This window comes from Cryptosporangium minutisporangium, from assembly GCF_039536245.1.
Taxonomy (GTDB): domain Bacteria; phylum Actinomycetota; class Actinomycetes; order Mycobacteriales; family Cryptosporangiaceae; genus Cryptosporangium; species Cryptosporangium minutisporangium.
In genome coordinates this window covers 1-23,138 of sequence record NZ_BAAAYN010000020.1, presented here as the reverse complement: position 1 = coordinate 23,138, position 23,138 = coordinate 1, and the positions used below count along the sequence as shown (strand labels likewise).

Genomic DNA, 23,138 nt, shown 5'->3' with positions numbered 1-23,138 from the left:
CCAGAAACACCGTTAGATCCACAGTCCCGCGGAACGCCGCGGCGGCGTCGACGGTTTCGTACGGGCCCGCCTTGGTTCCGGAGTAGGTGGTGACGAAGTACTTCGAGTTACAGATCGTGGCCTTGATCGTCGGAACAGGGAACTGCGTGACGTCGCAGGAGAAGGTCTCCCCGTTGCCCATCGGAAGGGGCAGGTTCTTGGCCTTCTTGATGGCCGCGGTGACGGTCTCCGGCGTGACGTCGCCGCTGGTCGAGCTGTCGGCGTTGAGAGCGCGGACGAAGCCGAGCATCGATTGGTAACCGAGAGGCGTGATGCCGCCGGTTTCCTCCACGTCCGGGGCATACTGCTGCATGATGGCGCGGTAGAGCTGGGCTTCCTCGTGGTCGCCCACCGGGTCACCCGACATGAACAACACGGTCTTGTCGATTCCGGCCTCACCGACGGCGTCGACCACCGGCTGCGCGACACACGCGTTGTTGACCATCTTCGGCTGGGTCGCACCCAGGGTGGTCATCGCGGTGAACACAGCCTGGCATCCGGCCGCATCGGCGGCGATCACCAGGGCGTCGGGTTTCGACTGCGTCGCCGCGGTGACCTGAGGACCGGCGTCGGCCGTCCCGTGCGGCACGGGAACGAAGTCGAGTGTGACGCCCTGTCCCTTGAACAGGGGCTTGCCGATGCTGTTGAGCGTAGCGACGAGCTGGGGATTCTCGGTGCCCAGCATGGTGACGCGCTTCCAGCCCTTCTGCTTGGCGTAGACGGCTTGGCTCGCGAGCAGGCCAAGGAACCCCGACGAGAAGAAGGTGGCACCCGGGTAGGCGAACTCGGTGGGCGCCGACGGCGAGGCACTGATCCAGGGGATCTTCGCGCCCTGAATGACCGGGACGATCTGGTCGGCCGTGGCGGGCTGTCCCACCACCACTGCGGCCACTCGTGCCTGGACGAACTTGTTCGCGCACGCCGCTGCCGACGCGCCGTCGCCCTTGTCGCCGCACCTCACGATTTCGATCTTGTGGCCGCCGAGACCACCGAGATATTCGTTCGCGTAGTCGGCCGCCGCCCGCGCCCCGTCCCCGATCTCGGGGCTGTCGACCGCCGTGCCGCCCTCGATGTTGAACAGCCCGATCTTCACCGGCGCCCCGGTGGCCGGCTTCTTGTCCCCCAGAACGGACAGGTCCACCGCCTTCGACGTGCTCGACGACGAGCCGTCCGAATCATCGTTCCCACTGCAGCCGGTCAATAAGGCTGCTCCGAGCCCGAGGACTGCAACTGCGGCAACGGCGACCCGCCGTCGTCTCAAACATTGATTGCGCACCACTGAGGCTCCTTTGCCACCCAGGGACACTCGCTAGGCCGAGAGAATAGGATACTTAATCTTCGGTGTCGAGATGAAGTTCACAAGCCGCGAGAACGCGTCCGCTCAACGAACGAAGGGCGAAGATGTCAGCGTTATCCGGTTTCATCTACAATGATCCGCCGTCGGCTCGGCTAGAGCTTCTGTGCGACAAACCCGAACTCCGGCGCCTACTTCCGAGCGGAATTGGTGCACTTATATGTCACACCGTCCACTGGTGTGTCATCCGGGCGGTGGCACGGTGGTCACCCGCGTTTGCCAGCCCGTGGTTATCGGATGCTGTCCCTCGGGGCGTGCAGCGTCCGACAACGACTCCAGCCGCGCGGCCGACGGACCGGTGGCGTCCGATGCGGCGCGGCGGGCTCTGGCGAGCGACCCGAATGGACGACTAGATGACGTCTCGTATCTCGGTTAGGTCCGCCGACCGGCCATCGTGGAGGATGTCGGGGTGTCATCGCCGGTCATCACCGCGTCGCGCCGGGAGTGGATCGAACCGTTCACCGGGTTGAGTCAGGCGCAGTTCCGCAAGCTGGTGCGGCTGGTCGCCGAACGCGGCGGCGAGGAGATCCAGGACGGGCGTCCGGGCAGACAGTGGGCACTTGAGCTGCCAGATNCGCAAGCTGGTGCGGCTGGTCGCCGAGCGCGGCGGCGAGGAGATCCAGGACGGGCGTCCGGGCAGACAGTGGGCACTTGAGCTGCCAGATCGGGTGCTGCTGGTCGCGACCTACTGGCGGACGAACCTCACGATGCGCCAGCTCGGACCGCTGTTCGGGATCTCCCACTCGGCGGTGCACCGGGTACTGGACACCCTCGGCCCGCTGCTGGCGCTGGCTCCGGTCCGTAAGCGGCGGCTGGATCAGGTCGCGATCGTCGACGGCACCCTGGTCCCGACCCGCGACCACACCCTCGCCGCGTCGTCGAAGAACTACCGCTACTCCACGAACCTGCAGGTCGCCATCGACGCCGACACCCGGCTGGTCATCGCGGTCGGCGACCCGCAGCCAGGCAACCGCAACGACACCCTCGCCTACCGCGACTCCGGCATGAAAGACCAGCTCGACGGACGTCCGGTTGTAGCCGACGGCGGCTACCAGGGCCACCCCGAGGTGATCCTCCCGTATCGCCGCGCGGTCGGGCAGGAACGGTTACCCGCCTGGCAAGAAGAGTGGAACACCAAGCATCGGCAAGTCAGAGCCGCCATCGAACACACCTTCGCCCGGATGAAGACCTACAAGATCCTCCGCGACCACCGCCGCGCCGCCCGCACTCTCCACACCACCGCCGCCGGCATCGCGCTACTCCACAACCTCGCCCTCACCGGATGAACCACGGGCCCGGCACGGGCCGCCACTAACCCGGACGAGTTACGAGACGTCCTCTAGCGTCGCGGCCGTGGACAGGTCACGTCGACTTCCCTCAGGCCGAGGCGCTCTGCGATTTACCCTCAGGCCGACTGCCCCGGACGACCTCCCCACGGTTACGAGGATGGAGTCCGCGCCGGACACCTCGGACTGGTTGGGCAGCACCGGGACGGATTGGCACGCTCGCGCGCTCGCTGACCCGGATCAGGGCCATTTCGTGGGTATCGTCGACGACCAGATCGTCGGCTTCGCCACGCTCGCCGGTCTCGAGGGCTCGGGACCGATCGAGCTACGGCGGATCGTGGTACGACCCGATCGTCGCGGCATGGGGCACGGACGCGCCCTGCTCGAAGCGGCGGTAGCGAGGATTCGTGAGGTGACGCCGAGGCGACAGATCTGGCTCGACGTCAAACGAACGAACACCCGAGCCCGCGCCCTGTACGAGTCGGTAGGCTTCGTTCCTGCTGCAGGTGTCCCGCCCTTCGCCGATGCCGACTCGGTCGCCGAACTCGATCTCGTCGTGATGGTCAACGGTCCCGACGCCGATCCTGAAGGAGGACCCACGGGTCCCACCTCTCGCAAGCTCGACGCCTGACGACTCTGCTTCCGGAGGATCGTCCGGTCTCGCTCTCGTGACCGGCCACGGCCTGCTCAGATGGAGGCGAGTGCGCCGCCGTCCGCGACGATGCCCTCGCCGGTGATGTACACGGCGTCGTCGGAAGCGAGGAACAACACAACCCCTGCCATCTCCGCCGGGGTGGCGATCCGGCGCAAACCCGAGGCGTCCTGCGCGGCTCGCGCGGTCGCCGCCGGGTCTCCCCCGGTGGCCTGCCGCAACAGTCGGGTGTCGACCGTGCCCGGGGCAAGCACGTTGATCCGGATTCCGGTCCGGTCCTCGCCCTGGACGATGGCGGCGCTGCGGGTCATCGCGAGGATCGCGCCCTTGGTGGCGCCGTAGACAGGACTGAGTGCGCGGGCGGCGTAGGCGTGGAACGACGAGGTGTTCACGATGACGCCCGGGGCGCCTTGCTGGCGGCGGAACTGGCGAAGCTCGGCGCGCATCGCGTTGAACACCCCGCGCAGGTTGATGTCGATCAGTTCGTCGAACTCCGCGTCGGTCGTGTCCTGGACGGGTTTGCGGGCGCCCAGGACTCCCGCGTTGTTGAAGGCGATGTCGAGCCGGCCGTGCCGGGCGACGGCGGTGTCGACGAGGCGCTGCACCTGGTCGGGAAACCGGACGTCGGCCGGTACGAAGGTGGCGCTGCCCCCGGTGCCTCGGATCGCGGCCTGCACCTGACGGCCGAGCGCGGCACGTCGTCCGCAGAAAATCACGTGTGCACCTTCGCGAGCGAACGCCTCGGCGGTTGCCCGGCCGATGCCGGACGTGGCACCGGTGATGACGACGACTTTCCCCTCGAAGCGGCGATGACCGGCCGGGGTCGCGGCGGCGGTAGAGCCGGAAACCGCTGCGGTCAACGCGGTACCGCCAGCACCGGCAACGACGGTCCGGAGAACGTCGCGCCGACTGACACCAGTGACATGTTCCTGCACGGGATCCTCCCCCGATGATCAGGCGGGGCTCGCCGCCGTCGTTGTGGGCAGGGCGATCTGACCGGTGACGAAGCGGCTCCAGAGCCCGAAGCGCAGTGGAGTCCCCGGCTTCGCGATGCTCTCGACGTAGCTGCGACCCCCGTACGACGCACCGAACGTCACCTGGAACCGGATCGTCGCCGCACGCTCGGCCGGCGGCAGCGGCGAGGGCAGCAACTCGTCGGACCCCCACCGATAGTGGTGACGGTAGGAGCCAGTGACCGGCTCGAACGTGTTGCGGAGCGCGATCCTGGCCGACGGCACCGTGATGAGGACGCCCCGCGAACCGTCGTCATAGCGGGTGTTGAAGACCGCGACCGCGACGGAGCGATCGGGGTAGGTCGCGGTTCCGTCACCGACCTGCGACCCGTCCGGACAGGCAACGGCTCCGCGCGCCAGAAACGCTTCCACGTCGCAGGTGGGGAACGCGGCGGGATGGAACCCGACGGACTTGTCGAACAAGAACACGAACTGCGTGGCCGCGGCCGGTGTGCCGCCTTCCGCGGCGCGGCTGGTGCGGTCAAAGCTGATGCGGACGCCGTGCCGCGTGGCGCCATCCGGCCGGACCGCCACGTCCAGTGCGTCGACGTTGGTCGGACCGGGCACGGTAGGCTCGACCGGTGGCGGCGGCCCACCGGGGGTCGGCACCGGCGGCGGCGTTCCGGTACTAGCCGCCCCGGCCGCGGCCGGGGCGGCTAGTAGCGCGGTCAACGTAGCGCTGAGAACTGTCAGAGTGGCACGCACGGTGGCCTCCTCGGATCTGATCGGTCTGGCAGGGATGTTTCGCCGCGCCCGCCGGAGCAACCAGACCGCTCTCCACCCTGGGGTAGGCAGCCCCTGGTTAGCTCGCGGCCGTTCGGATCACGATGGAGGAGCAGGACCGTCGCGCCGAGCACGGCGCCTACCTGTGCTCACGGCGCGCGGCTGCGCCCGCAGCGGGCTCACCGCACGGTGGCGACGCCGGCCTGACCCGGCGGCTTCAGGATGTGGTGAGCCGCTCGTCGAGGTTGTCGCCGACCTCGTAGAGCTCGACGTCGAGGCGCCGGATCTTCCACGCCCCGTCCTGGCGGACGAGTTGGGCGTCGTACCGCCCCGCGCCGCCGACCTGCGGGGCGACGCCCTTCGCCGCGTCCCAAACGATCCCGGTGAGGTAGCACCGTAACCGCGCGGTATCGCCGGTGACATCCACGACGTGATTCGACGTCGTGTGCCGCATCGAGCCGGGGGTCATCTCGTGAACCGCTTTGCAGAAGGTCCGCAGGCCCTGGTGGCCCTCGAAGGTCCCCATCGGCTTGCAGTACCAGACGGCGTCCTCGGTGAACACCGCGACCAGATCGTCGGCATCGCCGCGGTCCAGCGCGTCGCAGTACCTGCTGTGCGTCTCGACCACGTCAAATTTGTCACTCATCGGAACCACTCCGTCCCATTGGGCAAACAACCTGTCGACACAAACCCGCCGTGGGCAACCTAGGCCGACTACGAGCGCGAGCACCAGAGATTGAGGAGACTCTTTTCTTGTCAAGTCATCACCTTCGCTGCAACGATCAGCGCTACGTCCTCGGGACGCGGACATACGCCGCAGAAGAGAGGACTCAACCAGGCTGGCAGGATCGGAGCGGTAGGTCGCTCGAGGAGCCGGAGGTAGAAGCGAAGATGTCAGTCGATTCGGTCGCCACGCTGCACGACCAGGTGAGCCGACTGGCACCGCTGGTCCGACTCATGCGTCGACGGGCCCTGACCGAGATGCAGTTGCCGGCCACGGCGCTCGGTGCGCTCCGGGCCATCGACCAAACCGGGCCGCACGGTGGCCACCGCAGCAAGGACCTGGCCGCCCGCTTCGGCGTGGACTCGTCCACGTTCAGCCGCACCCTTCGTCCGCTTCTCGGGAACGGTCTGGTCGAACGCCGACTGGATCCGTTGGACGGCCGGACGTTCGGTCTCGTCACGACACCGGCCGGCCGAGAAGTGGTGAACAGGATCGAGGCGTGGGGTGCGCAGGTTTTCGGCGAGACGCTCCGATCCTGGACGGAGACAGAAACGACCGAGTTCACGCGGCTCTTCGAACGTTTCCTGGCCGGCCTGGAGACTCAGCTCGCACCGCCCAGCCCAGCTGAGGAAGCATCCGCTCGTTGACGGTGGCGTCGGGCGTCAGGACGGACGGCTTCCTGCCCAGCCCCCCGACTGAGGAGATCGTCATGCCGCAAGAGAAGCTCACCGTATCCGGGATCTCGATCGAGTCCGTTCCGGACGGCTGGGCGCAGGCGCCGCCGGGAACCCTGCTCGTTCCGCCGTCGGGCTCCCCGGCGGACTGGGAGACCTCCGGCTGGTTCGAGCCCGGCGGTTGGCGTTTCCCGCTGGGGGGCTTCCTGCTCCGGACCGCAGATCGACTCATCCTCGTCGACGCGGGCACCCATTTGCACCGGGACCATGTCGGCTGGTTGAGCGTCGACGGCGAACCGACTTTCCCCGCCGCCGCCCACCACGTGCACGCGGCCGACTGGGCGACGCTCGAATCCGGGCACGGCGAAGCCGACATGGGCATGGCCGACATCGTCCGGCCGATCGGCGATCTGGTGCGGCTCGCTCGCGCCGAGCGCACCGAGATAGCTCCAGGCGTCCTGCTCCGCCTCGTGGCCGGCCACACCCCGGGCAACTGTCTCATCGAGGTCGGCGAGGGCGAGGACCGCGCGTTTCTTCTGGGCGACACCGCCCACCACCCGGCGACGCTGGTGGAGGACGGCTGGCTGGACAAATTCGATGCCGACCGCGACGGCGCCCGCAAGGCCCGCGCACAGCTGGCCGACGAGCTGGAAGCGAGCGGCATACCAGCCGTCGGCGCACACTTCGACGGATGCCGATTCGGCAGGGTGATCCGCGGCCGGGACGGCAGCCGACGCTGGGAGCTCGTCGATCTAGCCTGAATCCGACGACGCGAGGTCGAAGACCGGTACGAGTTCCTCGAAGCCCTGTGCGATGAGGCGCGGGAACTCGGCGGGATCGTCGTCGGGCTGCCAGACGTGGAATGCGGCGAGCATCACCGCCTCAGCGGATCGAGCCAGCAGCTCGGCGCGCAGCGCGTCGCCCGGCAACTGGCGCCGGGCCCAGTCGGCGAGCGCCGTACCGACGTGACCCTGCGCGACCCGGTGGTACTGCTCGAGCTCCGGTGATTCTCCGACCAGTCGACGGCGGACCGCGAGCACGTCCTCGTGCCCGCCCGCGAACACCGTGCAGATCGATCGCAGCGCCGGCCAGAGTGGCCGGGTGCCCTCGGCCTCGCGCAGCAGCGCCGCCAGCCATTCGTGGTCCTCCGCGGGGGCGTCGAACAGCGCTGCGGCCTTCGTCGGGAACATGTTGAAGAACGTTCGCCGCGAGAGCCCCGCCGCAGCAGCGATCTCGTCCACGGTCACCGCGGCGAAGCCGCGGTCTCCCACCAGCCGGATGGCCGCTCCCTGGGTCGCGCGCCAGTTCTGCCGTCGCCGACGTGTGCGTCCGTCCGTCACCTCGGGTTCCTGGTCGACCACCACCTCAATCTAGGGCAGCACTTGTTTATGCACTCAGTGCATATACCCTTCGATCGGATGCCGGTCTCCGGCATCGATCAGAGAAGTGAGGAGCACGAGATGGCAGGACGAGTACAGGGCAAGGTCGCCTTCGTCACCGGGGCGGCGCGCGGGCAGGGCCGCAGTCACGCCCTTCGCCTGGCCGCAGAAGGCGCGGACATCATCGCCATCGATATCTGCGAGGACATCGAGACGAACCACTACCCGCTGGCCACCACGGCGGATCTGGAGGAGACCGCCCGGCTGGTCGAGAAACTCGACCGCCGCGTGGTCACCGTCAAGGCCGACGTACGCGAACGATCCCAGGTCTTCGACGCCGTCCGCCGCGGCGTCGCCGAGCTCGGGCGCCTCGACATCGTCGTCGCCAACGCCGGCATCTGCCCGCTGGGCGGCGACGTTCCGCCGCGGGGCTTCCTCGACGCGATCAGCGTCGACCTGGTCGGCGTCATCAACGCGGTGGAGGCGGCATTCCCGCACCTGACCGCCGGCGCGTCGATCATCTGCACAGGCTCGGTCGCGGGTCTCGCGCCAGGTGGGACCGACAACCCGGCGAACGGTCCCGGCGGCGCCGGTTACTCCCACGCGAAGCGTGGGGTCGCTCGCTTTGTGCACGACGCTGCCCTGCAGTTCGCGCCACACTCGATCCGCGTCAACGCGGTCCACCCCACGAACGTGGACACCGACATGCTGCAGAGCGCGCCGATGTACAAGATCTTCCGCCCCGACCTGGAAGACCCTACCCGTGAGGACGCCGAGCTGGCGTTCCCTGCGATGCAGCCGATGCCGATTCCCTATGTCGAGCCCGGCGACATCAGCAACGCGGTGCTCTTCCTGGCCTCCGATGAGTCGCGGTACGTAACCGGACTTCAGTTGAAGGTCGACGCCGGCGCGCTGCTCGCCGGAACAAACTCCGGCGCCCCGGCCTGATCCGCGAGGAGCTCCGCCGCCGCTCGGTCGAGGGGCGGCGGCGCTCCCGTCACATGGTCTCGATGAGGCGGTCCACCCGCTCGTCGTAGGCCCGGAACGGGTCTTTGCAGAGCACCGTGCGCTGAGCCTGGTCGTTGAGTTTCAGGTGCACCCAGTCGACGGTGAAGTCCCGACGCTTCTCCTGTGCACGCCGGATGAACTCGCCACGTAGCCGCGCCCGGGTGGTCTGCGGCGGCCGCTCCTTGGCCTCGAACACCTTCAGGTCGGTGGTGACGCGATCGACTTGCTTGCGCTTCTCCAGCAGCGTGTGCAGACCGCGGCCGCGCCGGATGTCGTGATAGGCGAGGTCGAGCTGAGCGATCCGCGGGTGCGACAGCGGTAGGTCGTGCTTGGCCTGGTAACGCTCGATCAGCGTGTACTTCGACGCCCAGTCGATCTCGCGGGACACCGAACCGAGGTCGCCGCTCTCGACCGCGCTGAGCACACGGCCCCAGAGCTCGATGATCCGTTTGGCGGTCTGGTCGGCCCCGTTGCGCTCGACGAATTCGGTCGCCTTGGCGAGGTACTCGTGTTGGATATCGAGTGCGCTGAGCTCCCGGCCGTCGGACATTCGGACCTTGCGTCGTCCGGTGATGTCGTGGCTGATCTCGCGGATAGCGCGGATTGGGTTCTCCAGCGTCAAGTCCTTAGTGGTGACACCCGACTCGATCATCCGCAGCACGAGGTCGGCGCTTCCGACCTTGAGCAGCGTGGTGACCTCGTTCATGTTCGAGTCCCCGACGATCACGTGCAGACGCCGGAAGCGCTCGGCGTCGGCGTGCGGCTCGTCGCGGGTGTTGATGATCGGGCGGCTGCGCGTCGTAGCACTCGAGACGCCTTCCCAGATGTGCTCGGCGCGCTGCGAGAGGCAGAACACAGCCCCGCGCGGCGTATGCAGTACCTTGCCGGCCCCGCAGATCAGCTGTCGGGACACCAAGAACGGAATCATCACCTCGGCGAGCCGCGCGAACTCACCGTGCCGCGACACCGAGTAGTTCTCGTGGCAGCCGTAGGAGTTGCCCGCCGAATCGGTGTTGTTCTTGAACAGGAAGATGTCACCCGGGATGCCCTCGTCGCGAAGGCGCTTCTCGGCGTCGACGGCCAAGCCTTCGAGGATGCGCTCGCCCGCACGGTCATGGGTGACGAGGTCGACGAGGGAATCGCACTCGGCTGTCGCGTACTCGGGGTGGGAGCCGACGTCGAGGTAGAGGCGGGATCCGTTGCGGAGGAAGACGTTGCTGCTGCGTCCCCAGGACACCACCCGGCGGAACAGGTAGCGCGCGACCTCGTCCGGCGAGAGACGCCGCTGGCCTCGGTAGGTGCACGTGACTCCGTACTCGGTCTCGAGACCGAGAATGCGCCGCTCCATGCCGGGCTCCCTTCTGGCGGGGACACCCGTACCGACACCGGCACGAGAGGCTAAGTGTACCCAGAGGCATGTTTGGCACTCGGTAGCACTTCCGGCGTAGGGTGCGCACAGAACTCACTAGTTCAAGGGGAGATTCATGTTCGAGAACCAGGTCGCCCTCGTCACCGGTGCTGCCAGCGGGATCGGCAAGGCATTGGCGGAGCGGCTGGCTGCCCGCGGTGCGCGGGTAGCAGTCGTGGATCTGCGTCTGGATGCCGCGCAGGCGGTTGCCGAGGCGATCGGCGGGGGCGCGCGGGGCTACGCGTGTGACGTCGCGAACCACGCCCGGATGCAGGAGCTCGCCGCCCAGGTACGAACCGACCTCGGCGATCCCACGCTCGTTTTCGCCAACGCCGGCGTCGCGACCGGCGGGACGATCGTGGACACCGACCCCAAAGAGTTCCGCTGGATGTTCGACGTGAACGTAGGCGGCGTGTTCAACACGATCCAGGCCTTCGTACCGGGTCAGGTGGCGGCGGCGGAGGCGGGCGAGCGCGCCCACTTCGTGATCACCGGGTCGGAGAACTCGGTGGGTGTCCCTCCGACGGGAGCGACGAGCATCTACACCGCCACCAAGCACGCGCTGCTCGGCCTGGCCGACACGTTGCGTCGTGACGTGAAGCAGAGCGGTGTGGGGGTGACGCTGTTCTGCCCAAGCGTCGTGAACACCCGGCTCTGGGACTCTGCCAGTCACCGCCAGGACGTCTACGGCGGGAGCGCCCAGCTGCCGGCGGAGGTCGGGGAGCAGATCGCGCAGGCGATGGAGGTGGCCGGGCTCCCGCCCGAGCTGACCGCGCAGCTGACGCTGGAGGGCGTCGAGCGTGGGGACTTCCTGGTGATCACCGACGCACGCATTCGCGCGTTCGCCGAGCCGCGCCTCGACGAGATCCGTGCGGCGCTGGACCTGGTCGACGAACGTCTGGCCGAGCTCGGAGTCACCACCCCGCCGATCATCGGCGCGTAGCCGGCGAAAGACCCTGGTAGGACGGGCGATTGCCAAGATCAGTCCGCACTACCAGGGGAACTCCGCGCGCCTTCCGACACGTCGGTGCGGGTTAACGCCGTCGTGCGGGCCCGAACGCGCCAGATGCCCATCGCGACCGCGCGCAAGCACCCGCTAGCAGCCTATTCGTTGACCGTCGAAGGGTGGCCAGGAGCTCACCCGGTGGTTCACCCGGCAGATCTGGGAGAGCCTCGGCGAACAGTCGTCCGACGTCGACTCCCTCCAGGTGAGCGGCGACGGGGATCTGGGAACGCCCTTCCCGATCGCGGACCTCGCCGCGGCGTCCTTCGCCGTCAGTGGGCTTTCGGTGGCGTCCCTGCTCGAAGCCTCCGGTCTGGACGCGCCTGCGGTGGCCGTCGACAGGCCGGAGTCGGTGGCGTGGTTCGACGTCCCGATGGCCCCCACCCGGTACATCCACGAGCCGGAGCAGCACGGGATCCACTCGAGGTGGATGGCCGAGTACCTCACCGCGGACGACCGGTGGGTCCGGGTGCAGGCTACTCCCGCGCGCAACATCGGCGACACGCCCGCCCGGGTCAGCCGATGCGTAGGCGCTGGAGAGCGGATGGGCCGCCTGGGGAGGCACACGGCGAGCAGGATGCCTCTGTCGTCGCGGGAGACGCCGATCGGCCGAGCAGCGACTACCGGCTGATCAGCGAGCACGTGGCTGACCCGCGAAACATCGGTGAGCAAGGAGCGGTATGAATGCCGCCGGTCCGAACATGCCCGTGCCGAATATGCCGGGATACGGGTAGCTAGCGCAGATGCACTCGCATCCTGCGGATCACGGCTATGCGTCCGACGGATCGCAGAGATAGCAACAACGCATTTCCCGCTGCCGGGCGGCCTTTCTAGCGTTGGCAACGATCAGCGTCGGCGAGCGGGTGTCCCCAAACAGCCAGTGCTGACCAGCTCCCGCCGACCGAAGGGGAACTAGTGGATCGCACGATCGCCGACCGGGGACCGGCGGCCCGCGCTTCGCTGCGCCGGGCCTTCGAGACACTTGGGTTCGAGGTCATCCCCTTCAAGAGGACCGAAGAGGCCGTGCTCGCGCACGTGCCCAAACACGTCCCACTGACGGTGACCGCCTCCCCCGCCAAGGGCCAGGACGCGTCCGTTGACTTAGCGGTCAGCCTCGCCGGACATGGGTACGCGGTCGCTCCGCACCTGTCCGCGCAGCAGGTGCGCGACCGGGCGCACCTGGCCGATGTCGTCGCCCGCTGCCGGCAATCCGGCATCACCCACGTGTTCGTGATCGGCGGTGACCGCACCGACACCCCAACCGAATTCAGCGATGCGCTCTCGCTCCTGCGCGCCCTGCACGAACTGGACCACGGCTTCACCGACATCGGTATTGGTGGACATCCGGAGGGACATCCGGCGGTCAGCGAGGAAGTGCTGTTCCAGGCACTCGCGGAGAAAGCCCCGATGGCGACACACATCACCACCCAGATCGTGTTCGACCCGCGAGTGATCTTGTCCTGGGCACGTGAGCTCAAGCGGCGCGGCATCGACCTCCCCGTGTACGTGGGTGCGCCGGGAGCAGTCAGCAGGCAGAAGTTGCTGCGTCTCTCCGGCGGACTCGGCATCGGCGAATCGGCGAAGTTCCTGAAGAAGCAGCAAACCCTCTTCTGGCGCTTCTTCGTACCAGGTGGTTACAACCCGGACAAAATTGTCAAGGGCCTAGCGCCCCACATCGGCAAATCCGACAACGCCATCGCCGGCTTCCACATATTCACCTTCAACGACTTGGAGCCGACCGAGGTCTGGCGCCAGCGCACCTTGCGAAGCCTTGCCTGAACCTGCCCCGCGCACCCCCATCGTTCGAGCCGATGGACGGCTCACGCAACCCCGCGCCTCGCTCCGCCAGCAACCGGCCGACCCGGAGACCTTATGACCACGCTGACCGCCACATCCACGACCAGCACAACGGCGAGCGCCGCACCGTCGATCCTGCCCAGCGCCAAGGTGCGAGGCGCCCACTACGCTGACCGCGGCCGCCTGCTCATCCAGTGTGCCGACCAGCCGGGGATCGTGTCGGCGATCAGCAGCTTCCTGACCGAGCACGGAGCGAACATCCTCACCCTCGACCAATTCTCCACTGCCGAGGAGAACGGAAAGTTCTTCCAGCGGACGGAGTTCCATCTGCCCGGCCTGCCCGCCGTGCTCGGGGAGTTGGAACGCTCCTTCGCCGCCGAGGTCGCCGAGCGGTTCGACATGACGTTCACCCTGACCGAGTCCACCAAGGTCAAGCGGGTGGCGATCATGGTCTCCAAGACCGATCACTGCGTCCTGGACCTGCTGTGGCGCAACCGCCGTGGCGAGCTGGACATGAACGTGGCCATGATCGTCTCCAACCATGCCGACCTGGCCGAGGAGATCCGCCCGTTCGGCGTACCGTTCTTCCACGTGCCCGCCAGCCGCGACAATCGGGCAGAGGCAGAGGCGCGGATCTTGGACCTGCTGCGGGGCAACGTCGACCTGGTCGTGCTCGCTCGGTACATGCAGATCCTCACGCCGAACTTCTTGGCGAGCGTGGGTGTGCCGCTCATCAACATCCACCACTCGTTCCTGCCCGCGTTCATCGGCGCCGGGCCCTACCAGAAGGCCAAAGAGCGGGGCGTCAAACTTATCGGCGCCACCGCCCACTACGTCACCGCCGACCTCGACGAGGGGCCGATCATCGAGCAGGACGTCGTGCGCGTCGACCACCGGCACGCAACGGCCGATCTCGTCCAGCTGGGCGCCGACGTAGAGCGTGCGGTGCTCTCCCGGGCAGTGCGCTGGCATCTCGAAGACCGGGTCGCCCGCCACGGCAATACCACCATCGTCTTCGGCTCGATCGGCTCCTGAGAAGGGCAGCACATGGCCTCGACGATCATCGACGGAGGCACTGCCGACGGGCGCCCGACGGACCACGACCCACCGCGCGAGGTCCGGCTATGTGGCTGATGGATCGCAGAAATAGCTGCTGTGCATTTCCGGCGCAAGCCCGGCCTTCCTAACGTTCGCTATCACCGGCTCACACCGACATGCCATCCCGGCCAGGGTCAGAACTCGTCCAATTCCGAATCGGCCGGCTGACGACACGTCTCCGCACTGTCCGTGCGGAAGTCCCGCGTGACCCGATAACCCATGCAGTCGCTCCGTGGCTGCCGCACCACCGAGCCCGCTGCCGATCGACCGGCCGTGGATTTCAACGAGGAGGACCCGTGCCCGATTTCGACTGGATGGGTGACACGGGTGGGCTGACACCCACCGACACCGTTCAGGACGGCCTGGACAAGGCAGGCGGCCCGATGCAGCTGCTGTGGAAGCCCAACGTCCCCCCGATCCAGGTGCCCCGGGTGCCGGCCGAGTTCGTCGGCTGGGCGCAGGAGCAGCTCGCGTGGGAAGAGGGCGTCGCGCTGCTCGAGGTATCGCATCACATGACCGACCTGTTCATCGAGGGACCGGACGCGGTGCGCCTGTTGTCCGCGGTGAGCGCGAACAACTATCAGAAGTTCGCGGTGGGGCAGGCCAAGCAGCTGATTACCGTGTCCGAGGAGGGTTGGCTGATCCAGGATGCGATCCTCACCCGCACGGCGGCAGACCGGTTCATCGTCACCGGCATCGGCACTGCCCACAACTGGATCGCTTTCCACGCCCAGCGCGACACGTACGACGTCGACCTGACCTGGGACTATTCCTCGGACATCCGCCAGGGAGACCCGGTCCTCTTCCGCTTGCAGATCCAGGGTCCGAAGGCGGGACCACTCATCCACAAGCTGTTCAAGGACACGCTCGACGACGTCAAGTTCTTCCACTACGGCACGGTGTCGCTGGACGGGCGTGAGTTCTACGCTTTGCGCCACGGCATGACCGGGCAGCCGGGCTTCGAGTTCTTCGGCCCGTGGGAGCATCACGACTTCGTTCGGGATGCCCTCCTCGACGCCGGGGAAGAGCTGGGCATCGTTCAGGTGGGCGGGCGGGCCTACTACACGGCGGGCGTCGACAGTGGCTGGCTGGCCACCCCGGTACCCGCCATCTACACCTCGGCGGGGATGGACGAGTTCCGCCGGCACACCAGTGTCTTCTCCTATGAGGGAATGGCCGCGCTACGCGGCAGCTTCTACTCGCCCAACATCGAGGACTACTACGTCAACCCGTACGAGCTGGGATACGGACGATCCATCTCCTTCGACCACGAATTCATCGGTCGCGAGGCGCTCCGGACGCAGAAGGACGCCGTCCGCCGAACCAAGGTCACGCTGGTCTGGAGCCGGGAGGACCTCGACCGGGTTTTCGGCGCCGACCGCGGACTGGTTCACAGCTACACCAAGGACCGCGTGGAGATCGGTTCCGACCTGGTCGGCATCTCGGAGTACGCGGCGTCGAGCGCGCGTGACGGGCTGGTGCACTCGATCGCCCGTGTCGACACGCAGCACGCCGCCCCGGGAACCGAGGTCACGATCGTCTGGGGCGAACACCCCGGCCCGATGGGAGTAGCCGACCCCGGAGCCTTCCAACGGATCCGGGCGGTGGTCCAGCCCGCTCCGTACAACGAGTACGCACGGACGGGTTACCGCGACAAGTAACGCGCTGCCGGCCACGACAGGTCTCGTGGCCGGCTCCCCGTCGCCGCACCGTCTACCGACGCACCGTCCCGACTCGGACGAAGGAGTCCGACATGTCTGCACCACATATCCCTCTCGGCAGTGACTCCCGCTCCACCGGCGGAAGCGCGCCATGGCCGGCGCGCCGCCGACCAAAGCTCAACCGGTCGGCAGGTGCTCGCTGATGGCCGCGGTTCGCAAGGTTCTGATCCAGGGCGCCGGTATCGGCGGCCTGACGCTGGCGGCGGCGCTCGGCCAGCGCGGTGTCCAGGTGGACGTCGCGGAGGCTGTCGGCTCCGACGCCGTGCTCGGCGTCGGGCTCAACCAGCCGGCCAACGTGCTCGCGGCCCTCGATGAGATCGGCGTACGCGAGGCCTGCCTCAACATCGGTTTCCCTTTCGAAGAGCTGGTGCTGTGGAACCCGCTCGGCGAACAGGTGGCCGCGATCCCACCGCCGGACGGCGTCTACGCCAAGCCCTCGAACAACGCCATCGGACGACCGGCGTACAACCAGATTCTGCGCGAGGCCGCGGACAAGGCGGGCGCGCGCATCCGCACCGGCGTCACGATCTGGGAGATGCACGAGGACGCCGACGGGGTGGAGGTCGAGCTGGCCACCTGGACCGGAAAGCGCACCCCGCCGATCCGTGATGCCGGTGCTGGGAGCAACCGCTACGACCTAGTCGTGGGCTTCGACGGTGTCCGATCGAAGATCCGCGAGCACCTGTTCGGCGACAAATACGCGCCGGCCTTCACCGGCTCGGCGAACTGGCGGGTCACCCTCCCACGACCGGACTATCTCAAGCACATCGTCGTGGCGTTCGCTGCGGGCGTGAAGGTTGTGCTCACGCCCACCAGCCAAGACGACATGTACTTCGGCCTCGTCACACCCGAGCCGGGTAAGCCACGCCACGCGCCGGAGGATTTTCTCGATCTGTTCCGCGAGCGCACCCGGCCGTTCTCGGGCCGCCTCGGTGAGCTCCGCGACAGCATCACCCCCGACCACACCATCGTGTACACGCCGCTGGAGTACCTGACCGTCCGCGAACCCTGGTTCCGGGGCCGGATCGCTATCGCCGGGGACGCGGCGCACACCAGCCCTCCGCACATGTCCCAGGGCGCGGCGATGGCGGTGGAGGACGCGGTCACCCTCGCCGCGGCCCTGGACCAGCACGACGGCCTACCCGACGCGCTGGACGCCTGGTATCGACGGCGGCGCGACCGTGCGCTGTTCGTCGCCGACGCCTCCCTGGCCCTGCTCAAGCAGGAGAACGGCGACGAACTGACCGCGGCGGATCACGAACTGCTGAGGCAAGTCGTACCGAATGCACAGGCACGGCTGTTCACCGAGGCCTACTGATGCGCGCCTACCTGCTGCCTGCCGAGGGCGCTCAGCCAGAACTCACCCAGGCGCCCCCTCCGGAGCCGGCGCCCGACGAGGTGCTGGTGCGGGTGCACACGTCCTCGGTGACCCCGCACGACGCGATTGTCGCGAGCGGCGCTGCCGCCAGGTACATGACCTACCGCTTCCCGGTGGTGCTGGGCAGCGACCTGGCCGGCACCGTCGAAGCCGTCGGCGCGGAGGTCTCTGACCTCTCCCCCGGCGACCGGGTCTTCGGACTGGTCCGCGAGCTCGTCGCCGCCCGCGGCTCCTTCGCCGAGTTGGTCTCCGTGCCGCGGGAATGGGTGTGCCGGACCCCGGAGACCGTGGACGACACCTCGGCCGGCGCGCTCGGCCTGGCCGCGCTCACCGCGCTGCGTTGTGTCGACGCGATCGAAGCCGGCGCGGGTGACGTCGTCCTGGTCAACGGAGCCACCGGCGGCGTAGGCAGCTATGCCATCCAGTTGCTGGCGGCCCGCGGGGCAGCGGTGGTGGCCACCGCCCGCCCGGGGGAAGAGGCACGTCACGTGCGCGAGCTGGGCGCGGTCGACGTCGTCGACTGGACCGGTGGTGATCTCGCCGAGCGAGTTCGCACACTGCATCCGGATGGGGTAACCGCGATCATCGACCTCGTGAACCGCGACCCTGCCAACCTCGCCGACCTTGCGGACCCCGTGCTCGCTCCCGCCGGTCGGGTCGCCTCTACCGGGCATGCGGCTGACCCGGATCGCTCAGGGTCGACCAACATTCGAGCCGGCGTCGACCAAGACGCGCTGCGCACGATCGCCGAGCTGGCCGGTGACGGACGTCTGCGAGCGCCCATCACCCGCACGTTCGACCTTGCCGATCTCGATCGCGCCTTCGCTGCGTTGGGCGGCGGAGCGGTCGGGAAGATCGCCATCCGTATCTGAACAGCGCGAGGGCCGGGACGGCGTGCCGTCCCCGCCCTCGCTTCGGGGTTTCAGGACAATGGGCTCCCATATGGACTCGTGATCGGACTAGCGGCGGGCCTCGCAGTGGGAGCCAGCGGCCCCCGGCGCCCTCCCGAGGACAGATCCAGTTCGGGCCAGCCAGCCGCCCTCGGCACCCGGCTGCGCAAAGCCGGGCTGCTCGGGTCGATGGGCAGCATCGGCGACTGCTTCGACAACGCACTGGCCGAGTCGTTCTTCGGCTCCATGCAGCTCGAGCTGCTCGACCGGCGGCCCTGGCCGACCCGCCAGGAGCTGGCCAACGCGATCTTCGAGTGGATCGAAGCCTGGCACAACCCCCGCCCCCGGCACTCCGCCCTAGGAAACCTGTCCCCGATCGACTACGAAAGAACCCACACCCTCACCGCAGCCGCGGCCTGACCACCACACCAGAGCCGTCCGGGAAACCGGGGGAAGCTCAGCGCTGGCCGCAGCGTGGACACGGCAGCGGAACAACGCCGAACACAGATCGACGGCCGGTCCCCCATCAGGCAAGGGAACCGGCCATCGTGGGAGTAACTCGCTCGGGCCACCGGTGATCTGGGACGGGTTGGAGCGCCTGCCCGCTGAGAGGTTCGACGCTCGAAGTCCGAGACGCGCGGCTGCAGCACTGCGCGGTATGCGGCGTGGTGGCGCGACTGTGGCAACGCGATCGCGTGGCGGTCGGCCGTGGTGTCCCATCGACCCAACACTGCCCAACAAACATGCCCACCTGCGCCGTTAGGCGCCGCGGCGAGTACGTACTCGACCGGCCCCGAGCCGTTGGGTGTTGGGTGAACACCGGCCTTGAGCAGGCCAAATGCATCCTGCCGGGACGATGGCTGAGGTCGATGCTGTTCGGTGGGTGTGCGCGGATAGGGGCCTCGCGCCGCCGGAGGCGCGCGGCGCCGATCCCTTGTCTGCGAGGTTGTCATGTCTGCTCGCTCCTGGCCTTCCTCTCCCCTGGCCGCGGCCGAACGCGCCTTCGTGTTGCTCGTGCAGCCGCCGACCCACGTCGGGTTCGACGGCCGCGGCGTCGAGGGCCTGCCCGAGGAGATCATCCCGTTGGAGCGGCTGCGCGCGCTGCTTCTCTCGCCGCAGGCCAGCGCGCACGTCCGCGACGAGGTGTGGCGTGAACTGGTGGTGCGGGCCCGTCGCGACGGCCCGGCCTGGGTGGTGGCCGCGGTCGGGGTCGCGATGCCGGGGCTGCGCCATGCCGCCGGATTGCTCGCCGCGGGCTGGCGGGGCGACACCCACGATTTGGACGCTGAGCTGCTGACCGGTTTCGTTGCGCGCCTCACGACTATCGATCTGGACCCGCCGCGGATCTGCGGCAGGTTGATCGACGCCGGTGTGCGCGCTGCCCGCAAGGCTCGCGACGCCGAGTCCGACGCACAGCTGGTCCGAGCGGAGGCGACCGGACCGATCGCACCGATCTACCCGTGGGACCACCCCGAGCTGGTGCTGGCCCGCGCGGTCGCCGCCGGCGTCCTGGACGTCGACGAGGCGCACCTGATCGCCGAGACCCGCCTGGAGGGCGCCACGCTGGCGCGGGCCGGCGCGCGGATCGGAATCAGCGCCGGCCTGGGCTCGGCCTGGCGACGTAAAGCCGAACAGCGGCTCGTCGACGCCATCCGCGACGGCGATCTGGCGTTCGTGCCGCTGTGGCCGGCGCGAACGCGTGCTGCCACGCCCCAGACCCGCGCCGCCACAACCAAGATCCGCGGCGTGAGGCCCTCTGGGCGGGACGGTGCGACCCGGCGTCGGGTTGCACCGTCCCCGGGCGCAGTCGGTCGGCGCGGGGCCGCAGCCGGTCGCGGTTGGGTCGCCGTTGGGTTCGGTCGCCGAACCGGGCGTCGTGTTGGCCGCCCAACCGACGGCCTTGGTGGGCAAGACATCGGACCCGCACGGGGCCGTTGTCAGCGCCCCGGGGATCGGGGCGCGGCCGGCCTGAGTGGCCGTGTTCGCACTCGATCCACCTCCGGCTGAAAGGAGCAGCGCTCCCACGGCCCCGCCTCGGTTCCCGGTGGCGCACCTCATCCCGATCAAAGCCTCGGTCTCCCCGGGGCGGGAGGAGTCCACCCATGAACCGCCGCACCATCCAGCGCATCGCCACACACACCGGCACAACGCTGGCCGCCGTCCTCCTGACAATCGCGCTGGGAGCGGCCCCAGCGTTCGCCGAGCCACCGATCGCCACCGAACTGCAGACCGCCACCGAACTGCGGACCGCCGCGGACCCGCAGATCCTCGCCGTCTACAGCCTGCCGCAGATCATCACCAACATCACTACCTGGGTCGTCGGGATCCTCGCCGGCGTCGCCACGCTCTTCCTGACCATCGGGGGCCTGCGGTACCTGGCCGCCGGCGGCGACCCCACCGAGGTGGAGAAGGCCAAGTCCGCGTTCAAGTCCGCGTTGATCGGCTACGCCCTGGCGATCCTGGCGCCGGTCTTGCTCGGGATCGTCCGCGGGTGGATCGGGGGCTGACCGGTGGCCGACTGGATCACCGGCACCATCTATCCGGTGCTGCTCGCAGCGGTCGTCGGCGCGCTGAACACGCTGTGGGGCCTGTTGTCGGCCACGGTGTTCGTCAGCCCGGATGTCACCGAGCTGCCCCAGGTCGCCGCCTTGGCCGGCACCTGTCTGGACGTGGTGAACGCCTGCTACGTACTGGCGTTTCTGTGGACAGCGCTGCAGATCATGGGACGCGACACCCTGCAATCCCGCGTCGGGCCGGGTGAGCTGGTCCCGCGGCTGATCATCGGGCTGATCGCGGCGAACTTCTCCGGACCGATCTGCTCGACGGCGATTCAGGTAGCCAACGCGCTGACCGCCTCGTTGACGAGCCAGAGCATCACCTCACCCAAGTCCATGCAGCAGCTGCGTGACCTGACGCTGGCGTCCTTGGATACCAAGAAGCCGGTCAGCGACACCGGGATCCTGCTGTTGGTGATCGGCCTGCTGATCGCGATCCTCGTCGGCGTGCTTGTCGTGCAGTGGATCGTTCGGCTCGGAGTGCTGGTCGTCGCCGTTGGAATCGCGCCGATTGCGCTCGCGCTACACGGCACACCGCAGACCGAGGGCGCAGCGAAGCTGTGGTGGCGGACTCTGCTCGGCGCACTCGGCACCGTCGTCCTGCAGGCCGTCGCGCTCCACACCACGCTGACGATCTTCCTCAACCCGGACGCGAACCTGCCCATGCTCGGCCTGCCCGGTGAACCCGGCGCGGTGATGAACCTGCTCACCGTGGTGTGCCTGCTGTGGGCGGTCATCAAGATCCCCGCGCTGATTCGCCGCTACGTGACCCAGCCCAAACCGTCCGGGCTCGCCACGGTCGCGCGGATCGTCCTCGTTCAGCAGCTGACCCGCTCCCTGCGCCGCATCCCCGGCGCCCGCCGGACCTCCGGTGGCGGTGGCACCCGGATCCAGATCACCACCTGGCCGACGCGCCCCGGACGCAGCGCCCCCGCCCGACCGCTGCCCCGTCCCGCCGGCGGGGGCCCCAGCCGGGTCGGTGTCGCCTACCCCACCGGCCGCCCTGTTCGCCCCTACACACGCGAGGAACTCGCCCGCGGCGTCGACGTTTACACCCGCTCGTTGAAGAGCCGCCGCACAACCACCAGGAGGCAACCGTGATCACCCTCATCGCCGTCATCACCCCACCACACTCGACCGCCGCAACCATGGCCGGCACTCCCCTGCTCGCGCCGCCCGCGTCCGAGACACCACCGTTCGAGGTTGGTGCGTCCGAGGTCGCTAAGGCTGGGCCCGCTGGGCGTCAGCCCGCGGCTGGGATCGTCGCGGTCGCCTGGCCTACCGGCCGGGCGATCTACTCCTACACCCGCGAGCAGATCACGGCCGGCGTCGACGTCTACACCCGTGCGTTGAAGGCGGCGGCGCGCTGCCACACCGCGCGCGCCGCTGGTCTGGAGGCGCCGTGAGGACCGATCCCGACGAGGCCCCTCGGGCCCGGGTTCCCGCCGATGTCGACACGCCGGACAAGATCGTCTACGGGCTCACCGCCCGGCAGCTGGCGATCCTGGCGGTGGCTGCGGTCGCTGGCTACGGCCTCCTCCGTGGCCTGGGTGGACTGCTGCCCCAACCGGTCCTGCTGGCGCTGCTCATTCCACTCGCCGGTGTGGCGATCGTGCTGGCGCTCGGCCGCCGCGACGGCCTGTCGATGGACGCCTGGCTGCTCGCCGCGGTCCAGCACGTCCGCGACCCGAAGCGGCTCGCGCCAGCCGCGGGGCGTTCCGCGCCTGTACCCGACTGGGCACCGGAGACGAGTCCGTCGCTGCCGCGCGTGCCGACGCTGCGGCTACCGGCGGACGCAATCAGCAACGCCGGCGTCATCGACACCGGCGCCGGCACGGTGGCCTTGGTCGGGTGCACCACGGTCAACATCGGCCTGCGCACCGGCACCGAGCAGGCCGCGCTGCTCGGCGCCTACGGCCGATGGCTCAACAGCCTCACCTGTCCGGTGCAGATCGTGGTCTCCACCCAACGCGTCGACCTGTCCGGTCACGCCCACCGCATCGCGCAGACCGCGCAGACGATCGCCAACCCGGCCCTGGCAGAGGCGGCCGAGGACTATGCGGCATTCCTCGATGAACTCGCCGCCCGCCGCGATCCACTGTGGCGCACCGTGACGATCGCCGTCACCGACACCGCCGGCCGTGACACCGATGTGCTGCGCCGCGCCGAGCACACCGCGTCGGCGCTCACCGCGTTGGGTGCGCAGACCGCAGTCCTGGACGGCGAACGCGCCGTCGCGGTCCTGACCTGCGCCGCCGACCCCTACACCCCCGCCGACACCGCATGGCCTCGCGCCCATCCCGGCGAGGCTGTTACCGCAGGAGCACCCCGATGAGCCTCCGCATCCGGCGACGCTCCGCCCCCGCCGCGACGCAAGCGCGTTCGGCCGAGCCGGCCGGGCTATCCACCGTGATCGGCCCGGCCGCCGTCGAGAAC

General features: G+C 68.7%; 23 protein-coding genes and 1 pseudogene. 18 read left to right on the top strand and 6 right to left on the bottom strand.

What is annotated here, in order from left to right:
• The coding region (locus ABEB28_RS16255) for an ABC transporter substrate-binding protein (protein ID WP_345728940.1) at window positions 1–1,318 on the bottom strand (1,318 nt) is incomplete at its 3' end.
• A 484-nt stretch (window positions 1,319–1,802) separates the two neighbouring features.
• On the opposite strand from ABEB28_RS16255, the pseudogene ABEB28_RS16250 reads away from it, so the two are divergent.
• A pseudogene (locus tag ABEB28_RS16250) lies at window positions 1,803–2,679 on the top strand (transposase).
• 67 nt (window positions 2,680–2,746) lie between these two features.
• Window positions 2,747–3,310, top strand: a complete 564-nt coding sequence (locus ABEB28_RS16245) for a GNAT family N-acetyltransferase (RefSeq protein WP_345728939.1) — start codon at window positions 2,747–2,749, stop codon at window positions 3,308–3,310.
• Window positions 3,311–3,366: 56 nt separating this feature from the next.
• Here the strand turns inward: ABEB28_RS16245 and ABEB28_RS16240 are convergent, their stop codons facing one another.
• From ABEB28_RS16240 to ABEB28_RS16230, 3 genes are all read right to left on the bottom strand, one after another.
• On the bottom strand, window positions 3,367–4,191 hold the full coding sequence (locus ABEB28_RS16240) for an SDR family NAD(P)-dependent oxidoreductase (protein ID WP_345728938.1): 825 nt from the start codon (window positions 4,189–4,191) through the stop codon (window positions 3,367–3,369).
• A 93-nt stretch (window positions 4,192–4,284) separates the two neighbouring features.
• The gene (locus ABEB28_RS16235; protein WP_345728937.1) at window positions 4,285–5,049 is read right to left on the bottom strand and encodes a hypothetical protein; all 765 of its coding nucleotides are present in this window, start codon (window positions 5,047–5,049) and stop codon (window positions 4,285–4,287) included.
• A 235-nt stretch (window positions 5,050–5,284) separates the two neighbouring features.
• Window positions 5,285–5,713: a nuclear transport factor 2 family protein gene (locus tag ABEB28_RS16230; RefSeq protein ID WP_345728936.1), complete on the bottom strand. Its 429-nt coding sequence runs from the start codon at window positions 5,711–5,713 to the stop codon at window positions 5,285–5,287.
• A 245-nt stretch (window positions 5,714–5,958) separates the two neighbouring features.
• Between ABEB28_RS16230 and ABEB28_RS16225 the strand changes: the two genes are divergently transcribed.
• Together ABEB28_RS16225 and ABEB28_RS16220 are read left to right on the top strand one after the other, a co-directional pair.
• The gene (locus ABEB28_RS16225) at window positions 5,959–6,438 is read left to right on the top strand and encodes a MarR family winged helix-turn-helix transcriptional regulator (RefSeq protein ID WP_345728935.1); all 480 of its coding nucleotides are present in this window, start codon (window positions 5,959–5,961) and stop codon (window positions 6,436–6,438) included.
• Between the two features lie 62 nt (window positions 6,439–6,500).
• Window positions 6,501–7,226, top strand: a complete 726-nt coding sequence (locus tag ABEB28_RS16220) for an MBL fold metallo-hydrolase (protein ID WP_345728934.1) — start codon at window positions 6,501–6,503, stop codon at window positions 7,224–7,226.
• On the opposite strand, the gene ABEB28_RS16215 is transcribed toward ABEB28_RS16220, so the two are convergent.
• Window positions 7,218–7,826 carry a TetR family transcriptional regulator gene (locus ABEB28_RS16215; RefSeq protein ID WP_345728933.1) on the bottom strand — a complete coding sequence of 203 codons (609 nt, stop codon included), beginning with the start codon at window positions 7,824–7,826 and terminating at the stop codon, window positions 7,218–7,220. The two genes, ABEB28_RS16220 and ABEB28_RS16215, sit on opposite strands and share 9 nt — an antisense overlap.
• Window positions 7,827–7,925: 99 nt before the next feature.
• Here ABEB28_RS16215 and ABEB28_RS16210 point away from each other — a divergent pair, with 99 nt between their 5' ends.
• Complete coding sequence (locus tag ABEB28_RS16210) at window positions 7,926–8,792, top strand: mycofactocin-coupled SDR family oxidoreductase (RefSeq protein WP_345728932.1); 867 nt, start codon at window positions 7,926–7,928, stop codon at window positions 8,790–8,792.
• 49 nt (window positions 8,793–8,841) lie between these two features.
• Here the strand turns inward: ABEB28_RS16210 and pafA are convergent, their stop codons facing one another.
• Window positions 8,842–10,200, bottom strand: coding sequence for a Pup--protein ligase (gene pafA, locus ABEB28_RS16205; protein ID WP_345728931.1), 1,359 nt, complete (start codon window positions 10,198–10,200; stop codon window positions 8,842–8,844).
• A gap of 136 nt (window positions 10,201–10,336) precedes the next feature.
• Between pafA and ABEB28_RS16200 the strand changes: the two genes are divergently transcribed.
• From ABEB28_RS16200 to ABEB28_RS16140, 13 genes are all read left to right on the top strand, one after another.
• Window positions 10,337–11,203: an SDR family oxidoreductase gene (locus tag ABEB28_RS16200; RefSeq protein WP_345728930.1), complete on the top strand. Its 867-nt coding sequence runs from the start codon at window positions 10,337–10,339 to the stop codon at window positions 11,201–11,203.
• A gap of 265 nt (window positions 11,204–11,468) precedes the next feature.
• Complete coding sequence (locus ABEB28_RS16195) at window positions 11,469–11,894, top strand: hypothetical protein (RefSeq protein WP_345728929.1); 426 nt, start codon at window positions 11,469–11,471, stop codon at window positions 11,892–11,894.
• Window positions 11,895–12,178: 284 nt separating this feature from the next.
• The gene (locus ABEB28_RS16190) at window positions 12,179–13,042 is read left to right on the top strand and encodes a methylenetetrahydrofolate reductase (protein WP_345728928.1); all 864 of its coding nucleotides are present in this window, start codon (window positions 12,179–12,181) and stop codon (window positions 13,040–13,042) included.
• A gap of 93 nt (window positions 13,043–13,135) precedes the next feature.
• Window positions 13,136–14,095, top strand: a complete 960-nt coding sequence (purU, locus tag ABEB28_RS16185) for a formyltetrahydrofolate deformylase (RefSeq protein ID WP_084742468.1) — start codon at window positions 13,136–13,138, stop codon at window positions 14,093–14,095.
• A 359-nt stretch (window positions 14,096–14,454) separates the two neighbouring features.
• A complete protein-coding gene (locus tag ABEB28_RS16180) occupies window positions 14,455–15,819 on the top strand; it encodes an aminomethyl transferase family protein (RefSeq protein ID WP_345728927.1) in 1,365 nt (454 codons plus the stop codon).
• A gap of 202 nt (window positions 15,820–16,021) precedes the next feature.
• Window positions 16,022–17,197, top strand: coding sequence for an FAD-dependent monooxygenase (locus ABEB28_RS16175; RefSeq protein WP_345728926.1), 1,176 nt, complete (start codon window positions 16,022–16,024; stop codon window positions 17,195–17,197).
• Window positions 17,197–18,129, top strand: coding sequence for a quinone oxidoreductase family protein (locus ABEB28_RS16170; protein ID WP_345728925.1), 933 nt, complete (start codon window positions 17,197–17,199; stop codon window positions 18,127–18,129). The genes ABEB28_RS16175 and ABEB28_RS16170 overlap by 1 nt, the downstream gene beginning before the upstream one ends.
• A gap of 78 nt (window positions 18,130–18,207) precedes the next feature.
• Entirely contained in the window at window positions 18,208–18,567 is a 360-nt protein-coding gene (locus tag ABEB28_RS16165) for an integrase core domain-containing protein (RefSeq protein WP_345728924.1), read from the top strand.
• Window positions 18,568–19,098: 531 nt separating this feature from the next.
• Window positions 19,099–20,154, top strand: coding sequence for a hypothetical protein (locus ABEB28_RS16160; RefSeq protein ID WP_345728923.1), 1,056 nt, complete (start codon window positions 19,099–19,101; stop codon window positions 20,152–20,154).
• Window positions 20,155–20,249: 95 nt separating this feature from the next.
• Complete coding sequence (locus ABEB28_RS16155) at window positions 20,250–20,654, top strand: pilin (protein WP_345728922.1); 405 nt, start codon at window positions 20,250–20,252, stop codon at window positions 20,652–20,654.
• 3 nt (window positions 20,655–20,657) lie between these two features.
• Entirely contained in the window at window positions 20,658–21,803 is a 1,146-nt protein-coding gene (locus ABEB28_RS16150; protein ID WP_345728921.1) for a conjugal transfer protein TrbL family protein, read from the top strand.
• Complete coding sequence (locus ABEB28_RS16145) at window positions 21,800–22,108, top strand: hypothetical protein (protein WP_345728920.1); 309 nt, start codon at window positions 21,800–21,802, stop codon at window positions 22,106–22,108. Before ABEB28_RS16150 ends, ABEB28_RS16145 begins: the two co-directional genes overlap by 4 nt.
• Window positions 22,105–23,037 (top strand): PrgI family protein, encoded by a 933-nt coding sequence (locus ABEB28_RS16140; RefSeq protein WP_345728919.1) that lies wholly within the window; start codon window positions 22,105–22,107, stop codon window positions 23,035–23,037. Before ABEB28_RS16145 ends, ABEB28_RS16140 begins: the two co-directional genes overlap by 4 nt.
• Window positions 23,038–23,138 lie beyond the last annotated feature (101 nt).